The sequence below is a fragment of the Aquimonas sp. genome (assembly GCF_044377145.1).
GTDB lineage: Bacteria > Pseudomonadota > Gammaproteobacteria > Xanthomonadales > Xanthomonadaceae > Aquimonas.
Genome location: NZ_JBILJQ010000047.1, coordinates 1 through 20,382, shown reverse-complemented (window position 1 = coordinate 20,382; position 20,382 = coordinate 1). Strand labels below are relative to the sequence as shown.

15 protein-coding genes are annotated in these 20,382 nt (G+C 68.9%); 10 read left to right on the top strand and 5 right to left on the bottom strand.

All coding sequences use genetic code 11. The features are described 5' to 3' along the window. Positions 1-198: 198 nt before the first annotated feature. Entirely contained in the window at positions 199-729 is a 531-nt protein-coding gene (locus tag ACIQ7H_RS14265) for a zf-TFIIB domain-containing protein (protein ID WP_395792613.1), read from the bottom strand. Positions 730-868: 139 nt separating this feature from the next. On the opposite strand from ACIQ7H_RS14265, the gene ACIQ7H_RS14260 reads away from it, so the two are divergent. The 3 genes from ACIQ7H_RS14260 to ACIQ7H_RS14250 all read left to right on the top strand — a co-directional run bounded on the left by ACIQ7H_RS14260 (position 869) and on the right by ACIQ7H_RS14250 (position 4,382). Beyond that, positions 869-1,612: a GntR family transcriptional regulator gene (locus tag ACIQ7H_RS14260; protein WP_395792611.1), complete on the top strand. Its 744-nt coding sequence runs from the start codon at positions 869-871 to the stop codon at positions 1,610-1,612. Between the two features lie 209 nt (positions 1,613-1,821). Next, positions 1,822-3,207, top strand: coding sequence for a S8 family peptidase (locus tag ACIQ7H_RS14255; RefSeq protein WP_395792609.1), 1,386 nt, complete (start codon positions 1,822-1,824; stop codon positions 3,205-3,207). A gap of 71 nt (positions 3,208-3,278) precedes the next feature. Next, the gene (locus tag ACIQ7H_RS14250; RefSeq protein WP_395792607.1) at positions 3,279-4,382 is read left to right on the top strand and encodes a PQQ-dependent sugar dehydrogenase; all 1,104 of its coding nucleotides are present in this window, start codon (positions 3,279-3,281) and stop codon (positions 4,380-4,382) included. Between the two features lie 78 nt (positions 4,383-4,460). Here the strand turns inward: ACIQ7H_RS14250 and ACIQ7H_RS14245 are convergent, their stop codons facing one another. Continuing rightward, positions 4,461-6,773, bottom strand: a complete 2,313-nt coding sequence (locus ACIQ7H_RS14245) for a DPP IV N-terminal domain-containing protein (RefSeq protein WP_395792605.1) — start codon at positions 6,771-6,773, stop codon at positions 4,461-4,463. 399 nt (positions 6,774-7,172) lie between these two features. Between ACIQ7H_RS14245 and ACIQ7H_RS14240 the strand changes: the two genes are divergently transcribed. The 3 genes from ACIQ7H_RS14240 to ACIQ7H_RS14230 are packed head-to-tail and all read left to right on the top strand — an operon-like array spanning position 7,173 to position 11,126. Beyond that, positions 7,173-9,725, top strand: coding sequence for a DUF1631 domain-containing protein (locus tag ACIQ7H_RS14240; RefSeq protein WP_395792603.1), 2,553 nt, complete (start codon positions 7,173-7,175; stop codon positions 9,723-9,725). Beyond that, positions 9,722-10,072, top strand: coding sequence for a PilZ domain-containing protein (locus ACIQ7H_RS14235; RefSeq protein WP_395792601.1), 351 nt, complete (start codon positions 9,722-9,724; stop codon positions 10,070-10,072). The genes ACIQ7H_RS14240 and ACIQ7H_RS14235 overlap by 4 nt, the downstream gene beginning before the upstream one ends. Before the next feature lie 22 nt (positions 10,073-10,094). Then, positions 10,095-11,126 (top strand): FAD:protein FMN transferase, encoded by a 1,032-nt coding sequence (locus ACIQ7H_RS14230; protein ID WP_395792599.1) that lies wholly within the window; start codon positions 10,095-10,097, stop codon positions 11,124-11,126. A gap of 93 nt (positions 11,127-11,219) precedes the next feature. Here ACIQ7H_RS14230 and ACIQ7H_RS14225 read toward each other — a convergent pair whose 3' ends face one another. After that, positions 11,220-13,829 (bottom strand): EAL domain-containing protein, encoded by a 2,610-nt coding sequence (locus tag ACIQ7H_RS14225; protein WP_395792597.1) that lies wholly within the window; start codon positions 13,827-13,829, stop codon positions 11,220-11,222. 74 nt (positions 13,830-13,903) lie between these two features. On the opposite strand from ACIQ7H_RS14225, the gene pepQ reads away from it, so the two are divergent. The 3 genes from pepQ to ntrC all read left to right on the top strand — a co-directional run bounded on the left by pepQ (position 13,904) and on the right by ntrC (position 18,021). Next, positions 13,904-15,223: a Xaa-Pro dipeptidase gene (gene pepQ, locus ACIQ7H_RS14220; protein WP_395792595.1), complete on the top strand. Its 1,320-nt coding sequence runs from the start codon at positions 13,904-13,906 to the stop codon at positions 15,221-15,223. Positions 15,224-15,578: 355 nt separating this feature from the next. After that, a complete protein-coding gene (gene glnL / locus ACIQ7H_RS14215) occupies positions 15,579-16,628 on the top strand; it encodes a nitrogen regulation protein NR(II) (protein ID WP_395792593.1) in 1,050 nt (349 codons plus the stop codon). Beyond that, the gene (gene ntrC / locus ACIQ7H_RS14210) at positions 16,612-18,021 is read left to right on the top strand and encodes a nitrogen regulation protein NR(I) (RefSeq protein WP_395792591.1); all 1,410 of its coding nucleotides are present in this window, start codon (positions 16,612-16,614) and stop codon (positions 18,019-18,021) included. The genes glnL and ntrC overlap by 17 nt, the downstream gene beginning before the upstream one ends. Here ntrC and ACIQ7H_RS14205 read toward each other — a convergent pair. Next, on the bottom strand, positions 18,018-18,812 hold the full coding sequence (locus tag ACIQ7H_RS14205) for a helix-turn-helix domain-containing protein (protein WP_395792589.1): 795 nt from the start codon (positions 18,810-18,812) through the stop codon (positions 18,018-18,020). The genes ntrC and ACIQ7H_RS14205 overlap by 4 nt on opposite strands. Before the next feature lie 105 nt (positions 18,813-18,917). On the opposite strand from ACIQ7H_RS14205, the gene ACIQ7H_RS14200 reads away from it, so the two are divergent. After that, positions 18,918-20,216: an FAD-dependent oxidoreductase gene (locus tag ACIQ7H_RS14200; RefSeq protein WP_395792587.1), complete on the top strand. Its 1,299-nt coding sequence runs from the start codon at positions 18,918-18,920 to the stop codon at positions 20,214-20,216. Positions 20,217-20,219: 3 nt separating this feature from the next. Here ACIQ7H_RS14200 and ACIQ7H_RS14195 read toward each other — a convergent pair. Then, the coding region (locus ACIQ7H_RS14195) for a transposase domain-containing protein (RefSeq protein ID WP_395792654.1) at positions 20,220-20,382 on the bottom strand (163 nt) is incomplete at its 5' end.

The window sequence follows — 20,382 nt, the reverse complement described above, 5'->3', positions numbered from 1 at the left end:
TGCCTTTTGGTCCCAGAACTGGGGCTTTGAGCGGTTTTCGGCCTCAATCGGTTGCCTCGGCGGCTGCAACCGGCGGATGGCTTGTGTCGAAGGCGCCGGGACGGGGGCATACGTTTCGAACCCGGCGCGCGGTCCAGCCGGATCTCGGGCTGGTAGCGCTGCCCTACAGCAGGCGAGCAACACCCACAGCGGCCACTGCTACGGTGCCTGCACGCCGAGCTGGCGGCGAATCCGCGCAGCCTGCGGGTGGGTGGCAAGCCAGTCGGCGAACGCCTTGACGCGGGCATGATCAGCAGTGCCCAGGGCCTTGATCAGCTCGGCTTCGCGAGCGGCGGTCGATTCGCGTTGACGAATTCCCAGCTGCCAAGGCTGGGTGAAGATCGACGGCAAGTGCGCGCGCAGCTCCAGCGCACCGAGCAGGCTCCACTCGCCTGCATCCAGCCAGAACTCGCCGCAATGGGCGCAAAAGTCGAGGCGATTGGTCACCCCGGCCTCGATCCGGAACTTGCTCATGAAGTGGGCGCACTTCGGGCAGTTCAGCGCACTGGAGGTCTCGGCCAACTCCTCGATGGACCCGGCCCAACTCCCTGCGGGCTGCGACTCCGCCCACTGGCGGGCGTCCAGCGCTGACACCAGCACCCCGCCGCAGCGGCCGCAGCCGTGGCCGGTGAGTCCATTCTCGAGGCGGGTCGGAACCAGGCCGACATCCGTGCAAACGGGACACAGCATCAGGACAATCCGTTCCGGTCTTGGCGGGCCTTGAGCTTAGTGCACAACGCGCCGCCCGCGACGCGCGCTTCGACCAGGGTGGAAGATTTGTGGCGGGAATCGCGTGCATTCGGCTGTGCCGTGTCGGAAAATTGACGGCATGCGTGCCCCCCGCCGTACCGCCCCCCTGTACCAGCTCATCGCCGACAGCCTGGTGGCCCGGATTCAATCCGGCGAGTTCGGTATCGGCAGCCAGTTCCCCACCGAGTTCGAGCTCTGCGCGCATTACGCCGTCAGCCGACACACGGCCCGCGCGGCCTTGGCCCTGCTCAACGGTCAGGGGTTGATCCAGCGCCGGCCCGGTGCGGGCACGCGAGTCACCGCCCCCGCGCCGCCGATGCGCTATCAGCAGGAGGTCGTCTCGATCGAAGACCTCATGCAGTACAGCCGGCACGGCCGCCTCGATGTGTCTGTCTGCGAGCGCGTGGTGGCGCCGGTCGAAATCTCCCGCCTGCTCAAGCTGCGCGGCGATGCACGCGTGATCCGCCTGTTCGGCCTGCTCTACGGCGATACGCGGGACACGCCGATCTGCACCACCGAGATATTCCTGCGCCCAGCGCGCGGACTGCCGGTGGCGGCCCTGCTGGACCCGCACAGCGCGGTGGCGGCAATGCTGAAAGTGCTGGATCTGCAGCAGATCGATGACGTCGAACAGAGCTTTGATGCGATCGAGCTGCCGGCATTGCATGCGGCGACGCTGGGCCTCGCCTCCGGCTCCGCGGCGCTGCGCGTGCTGCGGACGTATGTGAGCCGCGCTGGCACACCGGTGGGTTGCGCACGCAGCCTGCATCCTACCGGCCGCTTCGCGTATTCGATGCGGCTGCAGCGACGCCGGTCGGGCTAGCGGAGCGACGGCAACGGTTGGCCGCGGGTCGAGCTGACAGCACCTGCAGCCCATTCGCGATCGGGCGCGCCGGGGCGCGGGCAGCGGCGGGTTCTGAACCGCCGCAGTCGCGCAACACGCGGCCGCGCCGGTTGACAGAATGCGCTACCGCAGCGCGTACCCTGTAGCGGGCGACTGCAGGTGGCGGTCCATTTCAGGCGGAGATCCCCATGCGCACGCTGCTTCGAAACATCAAACGGGCTTTCGCGCGGCTGGCGCTGCTGGGCGGCGTGTTGACGCCGCCGATTGCGCTGGCCGCTGGTCTGCAGTTGGACGACGGCTTGCGGGCGGCGCTGGCGACCCGCGGCGAATTGCGCGTCATCGTGGTGCTGGACGCGCCCCCCGCGCGCGCTTCGGCCGCCGTCAGCCCGCGTGAGCAGCTGGATGTACTGCTGGCCGATGTACCCGAGTTGGCCGGCCGGATCGAGCGCCGCTTCGAAAGCTTCGCCGGCTTCGCCGCGCGGATCGATGTGGCCACGCTGGAGGCGCTGAAACAGCGCGGCGGCGCACTGCGGATCGGCTTCGATGAGGGCGGCAGCGGCTCGCTGGTGGAATCGATTCCGCTGGCCCAGGTGACGCCGGTGCAGCTGGCCGGCCTGACCGGCGCCGGCACCAAGGTGGTGATCCTCGACAGCGGCCTGCGTCTCGACCACGCGAGCTTCGCCGGCCGGATCGTCGACGAGGCCTGCTTTTGCTCTCTCACCGTCGGCGGCTGCTGCCCCAACGGTGAGGCCACGCAGTTCGGCCCCGGCGCCGCCAGCGATGCACATGGCCACGGCACCAATGTCGGCGGCATCGCGGTCGGTGCTGACGGCGTCACCGGCGTACCGCGCGGCGTGGCCTCTGGCGCCAGCATCGTGGCGGTGCGCGTGCTCGATCAGAACAACAGCTTCTCCACCAGCTCTCAGATCGTCGCCGCGTATGACTGGGTGCGGATCAACCACCCGGACGCCAGTGTGATCAATGCCAGCCTCGGCACCAATGCGCGCTTTGCCGGTGACTGCGATGCCTCGGCCGCGTTCACTACCGCCTTCGCCAATGTGCTGAATCCGCTGCGTGCTGGCGGCACGCTGGCAACCGTGTCGAGCGGCAACAATGGCTCCTCGGTGGACATGCAGGCACCAGCCTGCATCGCCTCGGCGCTGGCCGTCGGCGCGGTGTATGACGCCAATGTCGGCAGCCAGCAGTTCGGCAGCGTCTGCACCGCAGCCACTACCGCCGCCGACCAGGTCGCCTGTTTTTCCAACCTGAGCCCGACCACAGACTTGCTCGCTCCGGGTGCACCCGTGACCGCCGCCGGCCGCGGCTCGGCGACCGGCACCTCGACCTTCTCGGGCACCTCGATGGCGGCGCCGATGACCGCGGGCTGCATCGCCCTGCTGAAACAGGCCCTGCCCGCCGCTACGCCCGATCAGATCGAGGCGGCGCTGGAAGCCTCGCCGGTGCGCCTGGCGCGCGCTACGCCAGCGCAGGACTATCCGCGCCTTGACTGCGCCGATGCGCTGCAACGCTTGCTGGAGCTACCGCTGTTCGCCAACGGCTTCGAATCCAACTGAAGATCGCGCCGCCGCGCCCGCGTGGCAGGCGGCGCTATCCTGCTCGTCCGAGAATCTTCGTCGAGCTCCGTATGCCCATCGCCCCGCGCCATCTCGCCCTTGCCTGCCTGCTGGCCGCGCCCGCGGGATGGGCGCAGGCCGCTGACCCCAAGGTCGAAGTGCTGGCTGAAGGCCTCGATCAAGCCTGGTCGCTGGCCGAGCTGCCCGATGGCCGCTGGTTGATCAGCGAGCGCGGCGGGCAATTGCGGGTGTGGGCGCAAGGCGCGCTGCAGACCACGCCGATTGCGGGCGTGCCAGCAGAGTTCGCCGAGGGCCAGGGCGGGCTGCTCGGCCTGCTGGTTGATCGCGAGTTCGCCAGCAACCAGATCGTCTACCTCAGCTACGCCCACGGCAACCGACGCGCCAATGGCACCCGGCTGGCACGTGCGCGTCTGGTCGGCGATGCCCTGCAGGAGCTGCAGCCGATCTTCAGCGCACAGCCGTTGAAGGACACTTCGGCCCATTTCGGCGGACGACTGGCCCAGCTCGCCGACGGCAGCCTGCTGCTGACCCTGGGCGACGGCTTCACCTACCGCGAGGCGGCGCAGGACCTGCGCAGTCATCTGGGCAAGATCGTGCGCATCAACCCCGACGGCAGCGTGCCGGCCGACAACCCGTTCCGCCACCGCAGCGACGCGCTGCCGGAGATCTACAGCTACGGCCATCGCAATGTGCAGGGGGTGTTGTTCGACGCCGGCACCGGGACGCTGTGGTCGCACGAGCACGGTCCGCGCGGCGGCGACGAGCTCAACCGGATCCTGCCCGGCGCGAACTACGGTTGGCCGGTTGCCACCCGCGGGCTCGACTACAGCGGCGCCCAAGTCACGCCGTTCGCCACCTACGCGGGCATGCAGGATGCGGTGCACGGCTGGACACCGTCGATCGCGCCGTCGGCAATGACGCTGTATCGCGGCACGCTGTTTGCGCAGTGGCAGAACAACCTGCTGGTGACCGCGCTGGCCGGCAAGTCGTTGCGCCGCCTGAGCCCACGCACGGACGGCGGCTTCGATGAGGAAACCCTGCTGGCCGCCCGCGGCGAGCGTCTGCGCGATGTGCAGGTGGCCGCCGACGGCAGCGTGCTGGTGTTGACTGATGGCAGCCCGGGCCGACTGTTGCGGCTGACGCCATCACCGTAACGGCTGAAGGTTTCGGCGCAACGAGGTGATCACCCACACCACGCCGGAACCCGCGCCCACGTCTGTCGACTCTCCCGCTCAGCGCCCCGCGGAGCTCGCCTGCAAGCAGCGCGCGAAGAAGTTCTCGGTGACCCGGAACCGGTGCAGCGCATCCTTCTTCTGCAGGCCGTGCTTGGCGCCCGGATAGGTCATCAGTTCGAACGGCTGCGCGCGCGCCTGCAGCGCGGCCATCAGGCGGGTGCTGTTGACGAACAGCACATTGTCGTCGGCCATGCCGTGCAGCAGCAGCAGCGGGCGGGTCAGGCCCTCGATGTGGGTGAACACCGAAGCCTGCGCATAGCCTTCGGGATTGCGCTGCGGCAGGTCCATGTAGCGCTCGGTGTAGTGGGTGTCGTACAGCGCCCAGTCGGTGACCGGTGCTCCGGCCGCGCCGCAAGCGTAGTCCTCGGTCGCGCGCGCCATCAGCATCAGGCTCATGTAGCCACCGTTCGACCAGCCGTACACGCCGATGCGGGCGCCGTCGACATAGGGCAGGCCACGCAGAAATTCGACACCGCGGCGCTGGTCATCCACTTCAACCGTGCCCTGCTTGCCGTACAGCGCACCGCCGAACTTGGCGCCGCGGCGCGGCGTGCCGCGGTTGTCGAGCGAGAACACCACGTAGCCCTGCTGGGCCAGGTACTGGTTGAAATCGACCTGCCAGGTGCGCTTGACCGTCTGCGCGGCCGGCCCGCCGTAGACCAGCACCACGGCCGGATAGGTTTTGGCCGGATCGAATCCGGCCGGGGTGATCAGGCTGTAGTGCAGCTCGGTCTCGCCATCGGCGGCGCGCAGGGTGCCGAAGTCCATCGGGCGGTGCGCGGCCAGGTACGGCGCGTACGGATGCTCGGCATCGAGCGGATTCTCGAGCAGGGTGGCGATGCGCTCGCCTCCGGCGCGGTGCAGGTCGAGCCGCGGCGGCGTGGTCGGACTGTTCCAGCTGTCAACAAACACGCTGGCATTGTCGGCAAAGCGCACCTCGTGCCACGCCCCCGCTGCGGTCAGCCGGGTCGGCTCGCCGCCGGCCAGCGGCAGCGCATAGGCGTGCTTCTCAAGCGCCGATTCCAGGGTGCCGCTGAAGAACACCATGCCGGCCTGCTCATCAAGCCCGAGCACATCCTCGACCATCCAGTCGCCCGCCGTCAGCGGGGTGAGAGCGCCGCTGGCGAGGTCGCCGAGGTAGAGGTGCTCGAATCCGCTGCGCTCGGAGCTCCACAGGAAGCGCTGGCCGTCTTTCAGGAACTTGAGGTTGTGATGCAGCGGCACCCAGGTGTCGCTGGTTTCGGTCAGCAGCACGCGCTGCTCGCCACTGCGCAGATCGTGCAGGACCAGATCCAGCTGGCGCTGATCGCGCGACTGGCGCTGGAAGCTGAGCAGCTCGGGGGTGGCCCAGTTGACCCGGGTCAGATAGATGTCGCGCTCGGCGCCGAGGTCGATCGCGACCGGCTGCGGCGGTCCCATGCGGTCCTGCAGCGCGACCGTGCGCGGGCCATTGGTGGTTTCGATACGGCCGGTGACCGCCTGCGGCGGGGTGGTGACGGCCTTCAGGTCGACCACATGCAGGCTGATCAGCACATTGGCCTCGCCAGCGGCGGGGTAACGCTGCTGGATCACGCTGCTGCGATCGGCGTGGATCTCGATCCGCTCGCGCACCGGCACTGGGGTCTCGTCGATGCGCGCATAGGCGATCGCGCTGTCGTCCGGCGCCCACCAATAGCCGGTGTGGCGATCCATTTCCTCGTCGGCGACGAATTCGGCGACACCGCTGGCGATCACCTCGTTGCCGTCGAAGGTGAGCCGGTGGCTGCGGCCATCGGCGAGGTCGATCACCCACAGATCGCGGTCGCGCACAAAGCTGACGTAGCCACCCTTCGGCGACACCTTGGGGTCGGTGGCGAAGCCTTCGCCATCGGTCAGCTTGCGCACCGCCGCGCTGACGTCGGCTTCAAGATCGTAGAGATAGAGTTCGCCGCCCAAGGGAAACAGCAGGCGGCGTCCGTCTGGCGCCCAGTGGTAGTCGACAATGCCGCTCAGGCCGACGATGCGCTGGCGCTCGCGTCGGGCCTTCTCTTCGTCAGACAGCACTTCGTCCGGCAGCAGCGCCTTGGAGTCCACCAGGCGTCGCGTCTGCCCGCTGTCGATGTGGTACTCCCAGAGGTCGAGGCGATACCGATCTTCGTCGCGACTCTTCAGGAAGGTGACGCGACGGCCGTCGGGCGCGATCTTGGGCTGCATCAATGAGGGGCCGGACAGCGGCTGGTCGCCGGTCAGGGCCTCCAGGCTGAGCGGCTGGTCGGCAAGGGCGAGACTGGAAGCGAGGGTCATGAGCAGACAGGCCAGGCGCGGAAGCATGCGGAGTTCCGGTAACGCGGACGCGATCGGTCCGGGAGCGCGGATGGAAACCCAGCGAGCGGGGTGGGTGCAAGGGGCGACGCAGGCGAACGTGCAGCCGCCATCGGGCCGGCGAGTCGATGCGCTGTCGACAAATGTCAGAAGTTGACTTTTTGCCGCGCGGACCGACCCAGCATCTTTCACATTCACCGGCCCCGGGTGAATATGCTGGGCGCCCCGCCACGACCGAGTTCAACGCACAATCGGATGTGATGCGCGGCACATTTCTTGCCTGCTCGATGATCACCGTGCGCGCCCGGCGCTGCTGCGGCGGGGCGTCGACAGGTCGGCCACGGCCACCCGAGAGGCGCGCAGCGAGGACCCAGGGATCATGAGCTTCAACTGCACAGGACGGCACCCATGCTGAACGCGCACGGCGGCAGCCCCGCTTTTGACGCCAGTGCGAACGCCCGCCTCTCGCAGCGGGCGTTACCCAAACGTGTCCGCCAACTGCTGGAGGGCGTGCTCAAGTTCTCATCGGACGAGCTGGAGCGCGGCCTGCGCGCCACCCTCGACGAAACCGAACAGCAATTGTTCAAGCTGGCGGATCAGGCCCGCAGCGGCGATATCCAGGCGTCCTGCTTCGAGGCCCTGCGCGAGATCAAGCGCGGCCGCGCCGACCTCATTCCGCGTTTTCTGATCGCGCTGGAAAGCGCACTCGCCACGCTCAAGGATCCGCCCGCCGCGCCCTCGCTAGGCGGCGATGACGACCGCTTGGCGTTCGGCGAACTGGCCCTGGTGGCCGATGTCGAGCTTGAGCAGAACATGCTGCTCGGCGAGATCTCCAGCCGCGCCGAAGTGCGCCACAGCCTGCCGCTGTTTCTGCTGGGCCAGCGCTTCGGCGTGGTCGCCGGGCGGCCCGCCTTCGAGGCCGAGCGCCTGCCGGTGGGGCCGCGCGCGCTGTGCACCTTCCTGCGCATGGCGGTGGCCACGCTCGACCTCAGCAACGAATACCGTCTGCTGATCTACCGCCAGTTCGAACGCCAGGTGATGGGCCTGATCGGCTCGCTGTTCGAGGCCCTGAACAGTTATCTGGCGCGCGAAAAGGTGCTGCCGCATCTGGCTTACACGCCGAATCGCAGCAAGCAACCGGCAGCAGCGCGGCCGGCTGAAAAAGCCGCCGAGAAATCGACCGACAAGCTCGATAAGCCCGCCGAACCGGCCGCCGAGCCGCGCACCGAGGGCAAAGCGCAGCCGTCTTGGCGCAGCTTTGGAGCCGCACCGGCGGGCCAGGCCCCGCCAGTGGCCGCGCAGGGCTTTGCGGCCGAACCCGCATCGCCACGTGTGCCTGCCGGCGGCCCGATGCATGCCGACGCCGGCGGATTTGCGACCCCAGCGAGCGGCCCGCCGCAGAGCGGTGGAGGCTACGAAGGCCCGCGCCCGTATACCGCCTGGCCCGGCACCGCCAGCTCCGAGCCCATGGACCTCGGCACCGAGGCGGGCGGTGGCGGCGACGCCAAGATGTTCGACATGCTGCGCGACCTGCTGGCCGGGCGTCGCGCCCTGCTCGGCAAGTTGGGCAGCAACCAGGGCAAGCCGCCGGCAAACGCACATACCGCCACCCGCGACGATGTACAGGCGGTGCTGGCTCTGCTGCAGGCGCGCGAGCCAGTGCCGGTGATGGTGGAAGGCAAGCCGACCGCACGCTCGCTGACCCATCTCAAGCAGGACCTGCTGGCGCAGCTGCGACAGGTCACCCCGCCGGGCATGAGCCCGACCCTGGGCGCGGAGGAATCCGACGTCCTTGAACTGATGACCCTGCTGTACGAACACATCCTGCGCGACATCAAGCAAAGCAGCCCGGTCGCCGGCCTGCTGACCAAGCTGCAGGTACCGCTGCTGCGGGTGGCGATGTCGGACAAGGGTTTCTTCACCCGCCGCCAGCACCCGGCGCGGCAGATGCTGAATGTGGTCGCGGAAACCGGCACCAGCTGGCTGGTCGATGCCGATGAAGCCGACCGCGGCCTGTTGGAAAAGATCAGCGTGCTGGTCGACAAGGCCAGCCACGACTACATGGGCGACTCCAGCGTCTTCGAGGGCCTGGTCAGCGACCTGCAGCAGCAGATGCAGACCCTGGCGCGCAAAGCCGAAGTGGCCGAGCGCCGCCATGTCGAAGCCGCGCGCGGCAAGGAGAAGCTCGAGCTGGCGCGGATCAGCGCCGAAAACGCGATCTCCGAGCGCCTGGCCGGCAAGCGGGTACCGCGCTTTCTGGCGACCCTGCTGCAGCAGGCCTGGACCGACGTGCTTGCGCTGTCGCTGCTGCGCGGTGGCGAAGAGTCGCCGCTGTACCGGCAGCAGCTTGATATCGCTGAACAGTTGATCGAAATCGGCGGCGGCCAGAATGTGCCGCCGGCGGTGTCCAACCACCTGCGCGAGGACATCGAGCGCTCGCTGATCAAGGTCGGCTATCACGACGGCGACGCCGGGGCGATCACCGGTCGCCTGCTGGCCAGCGGCGACGACCCTGAGCCTGAGGGTGAGGGAAACACCCGCACTGAGCTGGCGATGAAGCTGAAATCGCGGGTGCGGCTGGGCCAGACCCCGGACGCCGTCGTGGTCGAGACCCCCGCCACCCCGCCGCTGCCACCGCTGACCGACGAGCAGCGCGCGCAGTTCGACCGCATCCGCCACTTGCCCTTCGGCACCTGGTTCGAGTTCACCGAGTCCGATGGCAGCAGCGTGCGCCGGCGCATGTCGTGGTTCAGCACCGTCACCGGCAACGCGCTGTTCGTCAACCATCGCGGCCAGCGCGCTGCCGAGCACAGCCTGGAGTGGCTGGCGCGCGAGCTGCATGCCGGCCGGGTGAAAATCGTCATGGCTGAGGAAGGCACGGTGATCGACCGCGCCTGGCAGTCGATCATGGGCGCGCTGAAGAGTTTCTCGCAGCGCGCACCGGCAGGAGCCAGCGCATGAACGAGGCACGCCGCGCCAAGCGCAAGCAGGCCCGCGAGGCCATCGAAGTGTTCGACAGCATGACCGAGCTCAGCGTCGGCCGGATCGGCAATATCTCCGAGACCGGCATGATGCTGATGGCCTCGATGCCGCTGGTTGAGGATGCCCTGTACCAGCTGCGTTTCACCCTCGGTGGCCAGGGCCTGCGCACGCGCACGCTGGAAGTCGGCGTGCATCAGCTGTGGTCCGAGCCCAGCCATGTGCCGGGGCAGTTCTGGTCCGGCTTTCGATTGATCGACATCGGGCCCGAGGATGCCGCCCATCTGCACGCCTGGGTCGAGATCCCCGGCAACCAGAACTACGACTGAGGTGCGTCGTCGCGGCTGCAGTATGACGGCAGCCGTGCTGCTGCTCTGCACGGCCTGTGCACCGGCACCACAGCCGCAGCTTTCGCCGCCGCTGCGCGCCGAACTGATTGTGTTTGGCGGCAGCGCCGAGATCCAGCTGCGCGCGCGCAATGCTGCAGCGAATTCGGCGCGGTTGGCCGATATCAGCCTGCAGTTCGCCGAATTCGATCGCGACTGGCATGCCTGGCGCGACAGCGCCCTGACCCGCTTCAATACCGCCTGCGCCCGCGGCGAGGCGCACCCGCTACCGGCATCCCTGCGCGCAATGCTGCTGCGCAGCCAGCAGCTGAATCGGCAGTCGCAGGGCTTGTTCGACCCCGGCATCGGTGGGCTGATCCGGCTGTGGGGCTTCCACACCAGCGAGTATCCGATCCACGCCCCGGCGCCTTCGCCTGCGGCACTGACCGCCTGGCTGCAGTCGGCGCCCAGCGTGCAGCAGGTGGAGCTGGTCGGCGCCGATCAGGCGCGGTGTCTGAATCCGGCCGTGCAGCTGGATTTCGGCGCGATTGCCGAGGGTGCGGCGCTGCGCGAAGTCGGCGCACGCCTGCGCGCGCGGGGCGTGCGGCATGCGCTGCTGAATCTGGGCGGCGATGTGCTTGCGCTGGGCGATGCCGGCGGCCGGCCGTGGCGGCTGGGCGTGCGTGATCCGGCCGGCGGCGTACTGCTGGAGCTGCCCCTGCACGATGGCGAAGGCCTGTTCACCTCGGGCGGCTATGCAAAGTACCGCGAGAACCCCGACGGCAGCCGCTGGCCGCATCTGCTGGATCCGCGCACCGCCTCACCGGTCGTACACAGCCTGGCGGCCAGCGTGATCCACGCCGACCCCGAACTGGCAGACGCCGCCGCCACCGCGCTGATGATTGGCGGGCCGGAGCGCTTCGAGGCGCTGTGCCAATCGATGAACCTGGGGCTGGCCCTGCTGCTGGATGCCAACGATGTGCTGCACCTGACTCCGGCGATGGCGGCGCGGATCGAGATCCAGCGCGAGCCGGCGGGCGGGCGCGTGCGGTATTGAGCGCGTGGAAGAATCCGCTCCCGGCCGCCGCTGCTGGACGCCGACAACAGCGGCGGGCGCGCGCGCTGAAGCTGACCGGCCGGACGCGATGGCTCAACGCGGCGGCAGCGGCAGCTGCTCCGGTCGGTGGATCGCATAGCCCTGGGCGTAGTCGACGCCCAGTTCGCGCAGCAGATCGGCGATGCGTGCGTTCTCGACGAACTCGGCGACAACCTGCACCTGCGCCTGGTGGCAGATGCCGGTGAGTGCCCGCACGATCGACAGGCTCATCGGGTCGGTTTCGATATCGCGGATGAAACTGCCGTCGATCTTGACCAGATCGACCGGCAGCTGCTTCAGGTAGCCGAACGAGGACATGCCGGAGCCGAAGTCATCCAGTGCGAACTTGCAGCCCAGCGCGCGCATGCGGGTGATGAACGACATCGCCCGCTCCATGTGGGTCAGGGCGGCGGTTTCAGTCACCTCGAAGCACAGCCGTGAGGCCGCCACGCCGCTCTTGCCCAGCTCGGCGCAGACGAAGTCGGCGAAGCTGTCGTCCTCCAGCGTGGTCGCCGACAGATTGATCGCCCACAGCCGCGCCGCCGGGCCGTGACCCTCACGCTGCAGCCCGGCCAACGCCGCCTGCAACACCCAGCGGTCGATCGCCGGCATCAGCGCGTAGCGTTCGGCGGCCGGAATGAACTCTGCCGGCGGCACCAGCCGGCCGAACTCATCGCGCAGTCGCACCAGCAGTTCGATATGGCTTTCGTCGGCCTCGGCCTGCAGCGGCTGAATCCGCTGGTAGTGCAGTTCGAAACGGTTCTCGGCCAAGGCCTGCTTGAGCCGGTTGATCCAGGCCATCTCGTCGCGGCGACGGCGTGCCTGCAGATCATCGGGCGCGGTCAGGTGCACTCGATTGCGACCCTGTTCCTTGGCCATGTAGCAGGCGGTGTCGGCCAGGGCCAGCAGCTCGCGGGTGTCGCGGCTGCTGCTCTGGTCGAGCATCACCACGCCGATGCTGACCGTCAGCGAATGCTGTTTGCCTTCGAACGCGAACCGGTGTGCGCGCACGGTCTGGCGAATGCTCTCGGCCACCGCCAGCGCATGGTGGCGATTGGCGCCGCGCAGCAGCAGGCCGAACTCGTCGCCGCCCAGGCGCGCGATGACATCGCTGGGCTCGATGCAGGCCAGCAGCAGGCTGGACAGCTCATTCACCATGCGGTCCCCGGCGTCATGTCCGGCGGTGTCGTTGACCAGCTTGAACTGATCCAGATCGAGGTAAAGCAGGGCCGCCTGGCGCGAACGCACGGTCGAGGCGGTGGCGGTTTCGCGCAGCGCCTGCTCGAAGCTGGAGCGGTTCAGCAGGCCGGTCAGCGGATCGTGCGCCGCCTGATGCCGCAGGCGCTCGGTCAGGGCATACGCCTCGGTGCTGTCCTGGATCACCATCAGGCGGTGCGGCTGACCCTCCAGCTCGATATCGGTCAAAGACACCGAGGCCCAGAAGCCGGCGCCATCGGGTCGGCGGATGCGGGTGCTGTGTGCGTCCAGAGCGGAATCGCGGAGCTGGCGCACACGTTCGGCCAGCTCCGGATTCTCGAACAGCTGGGGCAGGTCCAACGCAGGCGAACTGTCGGCCACGCCGAGCAGCTGGCGGCCGGCGTAGTTGACGTAGATCACCGAATCGTCGGCGCGCGCCAGCAGCACCGCCGCCGGCAGCAGGTCGTTCAAAGCGCGGAAGCGCTCCTCGCTGTCGCGGAAACGCTGACTCAGGCTGTCGGCCAGACTCAAGGCGGTTTCACGCGTGCGGGCGACGTTCCAGAACAGCGCCGCCAGCAGCAGGCTGGCCACCGCGCCGAAACCGAAACTGATGAAGGGGATGGTCTGCAGCGACTGCCGGAACGCCGGCAGCGGGGTCAGCTCCAGCCGCCACAAGCGGCCGCCAAAAGCCAGTTCGCGAACCTGCGCAGGTGCGTCTTCGCTGCGGTGGGGTGGCGGGCCGTACAGTTGCCGGATCGGCTCTTCGCTGACGTCGAACACGCGCACGCTGACCTGCTGCGCCCCCTCGGGCAGAGCCCGCTCCAGCAGTTCGTGGATCGTGAATGAGGCGGCCGACGAGCCGATGAAGGTGCGCCGACGCTCGTCGACATTCAGCGGCCTCACCCCATTGGCATACACCGGCAGCCGCACGATGAAACCCTGCATGGGCTTGCCGTCGAGGCCAATCTGGACAAGGTCGAATACCTTCGACATGGCCGCTTCATCGCTATCCCGCGCGCGCTCCAAGGCTTCGAGATTGGCCGGCTGGGTGCTGATATCCAGCCCGGCCAAGCGCTCGTTGCCGAGCAGGGGCGCGTAAAAGGTGGTCGGGTAGCGTGGCGGGTCGCCGGGTTCATGGGCGGCGTAGGCCAGCGAGCGCAGCGCCGGAAACAGCCGGCGCGGCTGCAGATCCTCGTACATGCGCAGAAACTCCTGCGCGCTGACTTCCTCTGAGGAGTTGAACAGCGCCTGCAGCGACTTCACCAGCAGGGCGCAATTCTCCAGCTGGGAACGCAGGCCGATGACGCTGCGTTCGGCCAGCCATTCCAGCGTGTCGGTCTGCTGGGCGCTGAGCAGGCGTGCGTGTTCGCGCGCCAGCAGGCCGGACACCGCCAGGCCCATCAGCAGGGCCAGCAGGCTGGCCATCATCGGGCGGCCCACCGAGGGTCGGGTCAACTCGGCGCTCATGCCAGGCTCCCAGCGGTCGCTGCGCCACGCCGACGGTATCCTGTGCGCCTCCCGCCCGATGCACGGAAACGCCAATGTCCGCTGAGCTCGCCTTGCTGCACGCCGACCATGTCCGCACCCTGTGCCAGCGCAGTGCACGCGCGCTTGAACGCAGCGGCCGCGCGCATCTGCTGATCGCCGCTGGCGCAATCAAGTATCGCTTTCTCGACGATATGCCGTTTCCTTTTCAGGTCAATCCGCATTTCAAAGCCTGGCTGCCGCTGACCGAGCATCCGGGCTGCTGGCTGCGGGTGACTCCGGGGGAAAAGCCGCATCTGTTGTACTTCCAGCCTGAAGATTTCTGGCATATGCCGCCTGCGGACCCGGAAGGTTACTGGACCAATCAGTTCAGTATATCCATCGTCCGCGACCACGCTGAGCTGGCGCGACTGCTTCCGCCGGCGAGCAAGTGCGCGATTGTCGGTGAAGCCGATGCCACGGTGGGCGATTACGTCCCAGACAACCCCGCATCCGTGCTCGACTACCTGCATTTCCACCGCGCCTACAAGACGCCTTACGAGCTGGCCCTGATGCGCAGCGCCAGCCAGCGCGCGGTGCGCGGGCATCGGGCGGCCGAAGCGGCGTTCCGCGCCGGCGCGTCCGAACACGGCATCCATCAGGCCTATCTCGTTGCCAGCGGCCATAGCGACATCGACCTGCCGTACGGCAACATCGTCGGCCTGAACAGCCATGCCGCGGTGCTGCACTACCAGCATCGCGACACCGCCGCACCCGACCGCCAGCGCTCGCTGCTGATCGATGCTGGCGCCAGCTGCGCCGGCTATGCGGCCGACATCACCCGCACCTATAGCGCGCAGGACGACGAGTTCGCCGCCCTGGTCGCGGCGGTCGATCGCGTCCAGCTCGATCTGGTCAACCAGGTACGGCCGGGCCGCGACTACCGCGATCTGCATCTTGAGTGCCATCGCCTGCTGACCGGCGTGCTGATCGAAGCCGGGGTGATCCGCTGCGGGCAAGAGGAGGCGTTGGAGCTGCAGCTGAGCTCGACCTTCTTTCCGCATGGCCTGGGCCATTTGATCGGCCTGCAGGTGCATGACGTCGCCGGCTTCGCCGCCAGCGACGGCGGCGGCCGCATCGAGCGTCCCGACGGCCACCCCTTTCTGCGCCTGACCCGCGTGCTGGAGCCGGCAATGGCGGTCACCATCGAGCCCGGCCTGTACTTCATCGACAGCCTGATGCAGCGCCTGCGCAGCAGCGCCGCCGGCCACCGGATCGAGTGGGCGCGGGTAGAGGCATTTGCGCCGTATGGCGGCGTGCGGATCGAGGATGACGTGGTCTGCACCGACGGCGCGCCCGAAAACCTCAGCCGGGATGCATTCGCCCTCAGCGCCTGAAGCATGCGAGCCCTGCGGCAGGCGCGACGCCAGGCACGCCTGCCAACGCGCGAGACGGAAACTCGAACACGTTGGGCCAAGCGGAGACCGCGCGTTCGACCTGAGCGCGTCGACCCGGTCGGTGCGCTCGGGTGGCAGTGGGCCGGCGTGGATTTTTGACGCTGCCAGGCCGAGCCGGGCGCCGGCAGCCAGCCAGCCGACGACAGCGCACAGGGCGCAGTGATGTCGAGCGTCGCGGCGACGAGTCATGCGCTGAGGAGGCAATTCGTAGGCCACGGCATTCGATCGGCGCTGGCGCTTCCCGCCACCGCCCATTTGCACCAAGATGGCGCAACTCTTCCTGTGCAGATCCGCCATGGCTCCGCTTACCGCCGCACTGGAACGTCTGGCGACGCCGCTGATGTGCATCGACGCCGCCCAGCGCATCCGCGACCTCAACCCCGCCTGCTGCGCCTGGCTCGGGATGTCGCGCCGACGCCTGCTCGGCCACGACCTGAGCCTGCTCGATGGCGGCGACACGGCCTTGGGCTCGGCGGTCAGCCAGGTGCTGGAGCAGAACGGCTCCTTGCGCTGTCGCCACGTGCAGCTGCGCGTGGAAGGCGGCGATCGCTTCGCCGAGGTTTACTTGACACCGCTCCTGGACGAACCCGGCCTGCTGCTGGAGTTCCACCCCAGCGAGGCATTTCCGGGTAGCGACCCCAGCGTGCTGCCGGCGGCCCTGCACGCAGCCCTGAAGGGCTTGGCGCACGAGGTGCGCAATCCGCTGGCCGGTTTGAAGGGCGCCGCCCAGCTGCTGGCGCGGCGGATTGATGACCCCGACAGCCGCCGCTACGTCGAGGTGATCCTGACCGAATCCGCGCGCCTGGCCGATCTGGTCGACCGCCTGCTCAGCCCGACCGCACCGCGTGATCTGGTCGCCACCAATGTGCACGCGGTGCTGGAACGGGTGCGGCTGCTGGCCGAAGCCGAGGCCGGCTGGTCGATCCAGCTGCTGCGCGACTACGACCCCAGCTTGCCCGAACTCGCCGCCGATGCCGACCGCCTGACCCAGGCGCTGTGGAACCTGGTCCGCAACGCCCTGCAGAGCGGCGCCAGCGTGGTGCGGTTGCGCTCGCGGGCCGAACACGGCGTGCTGATCGGCGAGATGCGCTACCGGCTGGCGCTCAAGCTGGAGATCGAGGACAACGGCCGCGGCGTGCCGGAGTCGCTGGCCGAGCGGATCTTCCTGCCGCTGGTATCCGGCCGCCCCGAAGGCTCCGGCCTCGGACTTGCCCTGGCCCAGCAGGTCGCGCGCGAGCACGGCGGCGCGCTCAGCTTCCGCTCGCGGCCCGGCCACACCGTGTTCTCACTGCTGCTGCCGGTCCGCGACAACCACCTCGACGAGAACCATGCCCATGCCGACTGACAGCCCCTGCCTGTGGGTGATCGACGATGATCGCTCGGTCCGCTTCGTGCTGGCGGAGGCCCTGCGTGATGCCGGCTTCGAGGTGCGCGAGTTCGACGGCCCGACGCCCGCGCTCGCGGCCCTGGCGCGGACCACGCCGGCTGCGGTTTTCACTGACGTCCGCATGCCCGACATGGACGGCCTCAAGTTGCTCAATGTGCTGAAGGCCGACCATCCGGATCTGCCGGTAATCGTGATGAGCGCCTACACCGACGTGGCCTCCACTGCCGGCGCCTTCCGCGGCGGAGCGCACGACTTCCTGTCCAAGCCCTTCGATCTCGACACCGCGGTGGCGATGGCGCGACGCGCGCTGCAGCAGGACGAGCACCCGCCCGAGCCGGCCGCCCCCAGCAGCGCGGAGAGCCCCGACCTGGTCGGCGAAGCCCCGGCCATGCGCGAGCTCTTCCGCGCCATCGGCAAGCTGGCGCAGGCGCCGCTGTCCGTGCTGATCATCGGCGAGACCGGCACCGGCAAGGAGCTGGTCGCGCGCGCCCTGCACCGGCACTCGCCGCGCGCGGCGCAGCCCTTCGTGGCCCTGAACACCGCCGCGATCCCGTCGGAACTGCTGGAATCCGAACTGTTCGGCCACGAGCCCGGTGCCTTCACCGGCGCCGCGCGTCGTCACCATGGCCGCTTCGAGCAGGCCAACGGCGGCACCCTGTTTCTGGACGAAATAGGCGACATGCCGGCGGCGCTGCAGACGCGGCTACTGCGCGTGCTGGCCGAGGGGGAGTTCTTCCGCGTCGGCGGCCGCGAGCTGATCCGCGTCGACGTACGCGTGATCGCCGCCACCCATCAGCCGCTGGATGCGCTGGTCGAACAGGGTCGCTTCCGTGCCGATTTGCTGCATCGGCTGGACGTTGTCCGGCTGAACATTCCGGCCCTGCGCCAGCGCCGCGAAGACATTCCCGTGCTGGCCCAGCGCTTTCTCGCCGACGCCGTGGCCAAGCTCGGCGCCGGCGCCAAACGCTTCGATCGCGCCACCCTCGACCGCCTGCTCGCACACGACTGGCCCGGCAATGTGCGCGAGCTGGAGAACCTGAGCTGGCGCCTCGCTGCTCTCGCGCCCGGCGACGTGATCCGCCCCGGCGACCTGCCCGACAATCTTCGCGGCAGCAGCCGCAGCCCCTCGGCCGGCAGCTGGGAAGACGCCCTGCGCCAATGGGCCGAAGCCGCTCTGCGCGCCGACACCCGCGATCTTTACCCACAGGCGCTGGAGCGCTTCGAACAGGTGATGCTGAATGCCGGCCTGGCCGTCACCGGCGGCCATCGCCAGCAGGCGGCTGAGCGGCTTGGGCTGGGGCGCAATACGCTGACGCGCAAGCTCGGGTCGAGCCGCAAGCGCGGCGGCTAGCGATCCAACGGGCTTGCCGGCGCCTGCGTCGCAACCGCCTTCAGCGCGCTGACCAGCGAGAACACCCAGGGCCGCATCGCCACCGCCACGCCCATGCTGCGCTTGCGCGATTCCGGCAGGCCGGCGTCGAGTTCGGCCAGCTCGGCGACTTCCAACGCCAGCCGCTCCAGCTTGCGGCGGATCACCTGGATCGAGGCCTCGCTGAGTTCGCGGGCTTCGAAGCGCAGCAGTGAGCGTTCACCGGCGAAACGATCGAGCATGAACTCCTGCAGCACCTGCGCGCCGTAGCGCCGCCGCACCGGCCCGTTGCTGCGCCAGCTGAAATCGCGCGGCACCTGCAGGCGCACGCGGTCGCGCGGCTGCAGTTCGATCAGGCCCAGCCGGTCGAGCCGGGCCAGCAGCAGAGTTCGCTCGTTGCCGCTGATGCCGAACTCGCGGGCCAACGCCGGCAGGCTCCAGCCGGCGCACAGCAGGTGGAACAGCAGCAACAAGCGCGGCTCTTCGGCCAATGCGCGTTCCTGCGCCATCGACAGCTCGCGCGCGTGCTCGGCGCGGGCCTGGCTGCCGCGGGCCAGCTCGGCCAGCTCGATGCCCAGCACCTCGCAGACCTGCAGTACCTGCTGCAGCGAGAACCGACCCTGCGAGAACAATCGCTTGATGCTGGCCTCGGAAAGCCCCAGCCGCGGCGCCAGCTGGGCATAGGTGATGCCCTCGCGGCGCAGGGCGCGCTTGAGTGCATCGACCAGCGGGCGCGGGTTGCAGGGCGGGGTCGCGGAAGCAGCGGAAGTCATGCCGGAAGAGACCCGAAGTTGCGTCAGACGCGACTTTGCCGGAGCGGCTTGCCTGACGCCACCTCGCGCACCCAGCGTCGCCGCATGCCTGATCCGGAGACGCCCATGAACGCCGCTGTGAACCCCCTCCCCCGCCCGTGGCGCAACGATGTGCACAGCCGCTTGAACGCCAGCCAGCATCAGCGGGTCTTCCAGCCCGAAGACGAGCGCGGCGTGGCCGCCGCGCTCAGCCTGGCGACCCGCGCAAGCCAGCGACTGGCGGTCTGCGGCGCCCAGCATGCGATGGGCGGGCAACAGTTCGCCCACGGCGGCTGGCTGCTGGACACGCGGTCCCTGTGCGGCGTGCGCGCGTTCGATTCCGGCAGCGGTCGCATCCGCGTCGACGCCGGCACCCGCTGGCCGGAGCTGCAGCAGTTTCTGATCACCCAGCGTGATGCGCGTGGCGGCGGCTGGGCGATCCGCCAGAAGCAGACCGGCGCTGATGATTTCAGCCTGGGCGGATCGCTGGCCGCCAACATCCACGGCCGCGGCCTCGACGTGCCGCCGCTGGTCGACGACATCGAGGGCTTCCGGCTGGTGCTGCCCTCGGGCGAGCGCACGCGGGTGGATCGCACCCATCGGCCCGAGCTGTTCGCGCAGGTGATCGGCGGCTACGGCCTGTTCGGCGTCGTGACCGAGGTCGAGCTGCGACTGCGCCGGCGCCAGTGGCTGCAGCGTCGGGTGACCCTGTGTCGCCGCGCCGAGCTGATGCCGGCGTTCGCGCAGGCGATCAGCCAGGGCGCGCTGTACGGGGACTTCCAGTTCGCGATAGATCCGCGCAGTGCGGACTTCCTCGACCTCGGCGTGTTCGCCTGCTACCACCCGATCGAGCCCGCGCGCCCGGCGGCAACGCAGCAGCAGGCGCTGTCGGCGGCGCACTGGCGCGAGCTGCTGTGGCTGGCCCATGTCGACAAGAGCGAGGCGTTTCGGCGCTACAGCGCGTTCTACCTCGCCACCGATGGCCAGCACTACGCCAGCGACGACCACCAGTTCGGGGTCTACCTCGACGGCTATCACGATGCGATCGACGCCCGCCTGGGCCATGTCGGCAGCGAGGTGATCACCGAACTCTATGTGCCGCCGTCCGCACTCGTGGCCTTCCTCGGCGAGGTCGCCGAGGCGGCGCGCAGCGAGGCGATGGACCTGATCTACGGCACGGTGCGACTGATCCGCAGGGACACCGAGACCGCGCTGGCCTGGGCCCGCGAGGATTTCGCCTGCGTGGTGTTCAACCTGCATGTGCGCCATGACGATGCGGGACTCGCCCGCTTGCGCCAGCACCTTCGGCGTCTGATCGACATCGCGCTCGGCTATCGCGTATGCGTCCGCCCGAGCCACCTACCGCTTCCCCACTCGCCGTGCTGAGCCTCAGTTGCAGATCGGCGCCCAGCCCTCGATCGGCAGCAAGCTGTCGATGTCGCGGTTGCGCGTGGTCGGCAGTCGGGTGAGCACGTCGATGAGCCAGGCCTGCGGGCAGAGTCCGTTCGCCTTGGCGGTGGCGAGCAGGCTCATGATTGCGGCGGCGCGCGGG

Coding starts and splice junctions, on each gene's coding strand:
- ACIQ7H_RS14265 (WP_395792613.1), bottom strand. CDS start 729: ATGCTGTGTCCCGTTTGCACGGATGTCGGCCTGGTTCCGACCCGCCTC.
- ntrC (WP_395792591.1), top strand. CDS start 16,612: ATGCCCATGCCGACTGACAGCCCCTGCCTGTGGGTGATCGACGATGAT.
- ACIQ7H_RS14245 (WP_395792605.1), bottom strand. CDS start 6,773: ATGCTTCCGCGCCTGGCCTGTCTGCTCATGACCCTCGCTTCCAGTCTC.
- ACIQ7H_RS14225 (WP_395792597.1), bottom strand. CDS start 13,829: ATGAGCGCCGAGTTGACCCGACCCTCGGTGGGCCGCCCGATGATGGCC.
- glnL (WP_395792593.1), top strand. CDS start 15,579: ATGGCTCCGCTTACCGCCGCACTGGAACGTCTGGCGACGCCGCTGATG.
- ACIQ7H_RS14250 (WP_395792607.1), top strand. CDS start 3,279: ATGCCCATCGCCCCGCGCCATCTCGCCCTTGCCTGCCTGCTGGCCGCG.
- ACIQ7H_RS14240 (WP_395792603.1), top strand. CDS start 7,173: ATGCTGAACGCGCACGGCGGCAGCCCCGCTTTTGACGCCAGTGCGAAC.
- ACIQ7H_RS14255 (WP_395792609.1), top strand. CDS start 1,822: ATGCGCACGCTGCTTCGAAACATCAAACGGGCTTTCGCGCGGCTGGCG.
- ACIQ7H_RS14260 (WP_395792611.1), top strand. CDS start 869: ATGCGTGCCCCCCGCCGTACCGCCCCCCTGTACCAGCTCATCGCCGAC.
- ACIQ7H_RS14205 (WP_395792589.1), bottom strand. CDS start 18,812: ATGACTTCCGCTGCTTCCGCGACCCCGCCCTGCAACCCGCGCCCGCTG.
- ACIQ7H_RS14200 (WP_395792587.1), top strand. CDS start 18,918: ATGAACGCCGCTGTGAACCCCCTCCCCCGCCCGTGGCGCAACGATGTG.
- ACIQ7H_RS14235 (WP_395792601.1), top strand. CDS start 9,722: ATGAACGAGGCACGCCGCGCCAAGCGCAAGCAGGCCCGCGAGGCCATC.
- ACIQ7H_RS14230 (WP_395792599.1), top strand. CDS start 10,095: ATGACGGCAGCCGTGCTGCTGCTCTGCACGGCCTGTGCACCGGCACCA.
- pepQ (WP_395792595.1), top strand. CDS start 13,904: ATGTCCGCTGAGCTCGCCTTGCTGCACGCCGACCATGTCCGCACCCTG.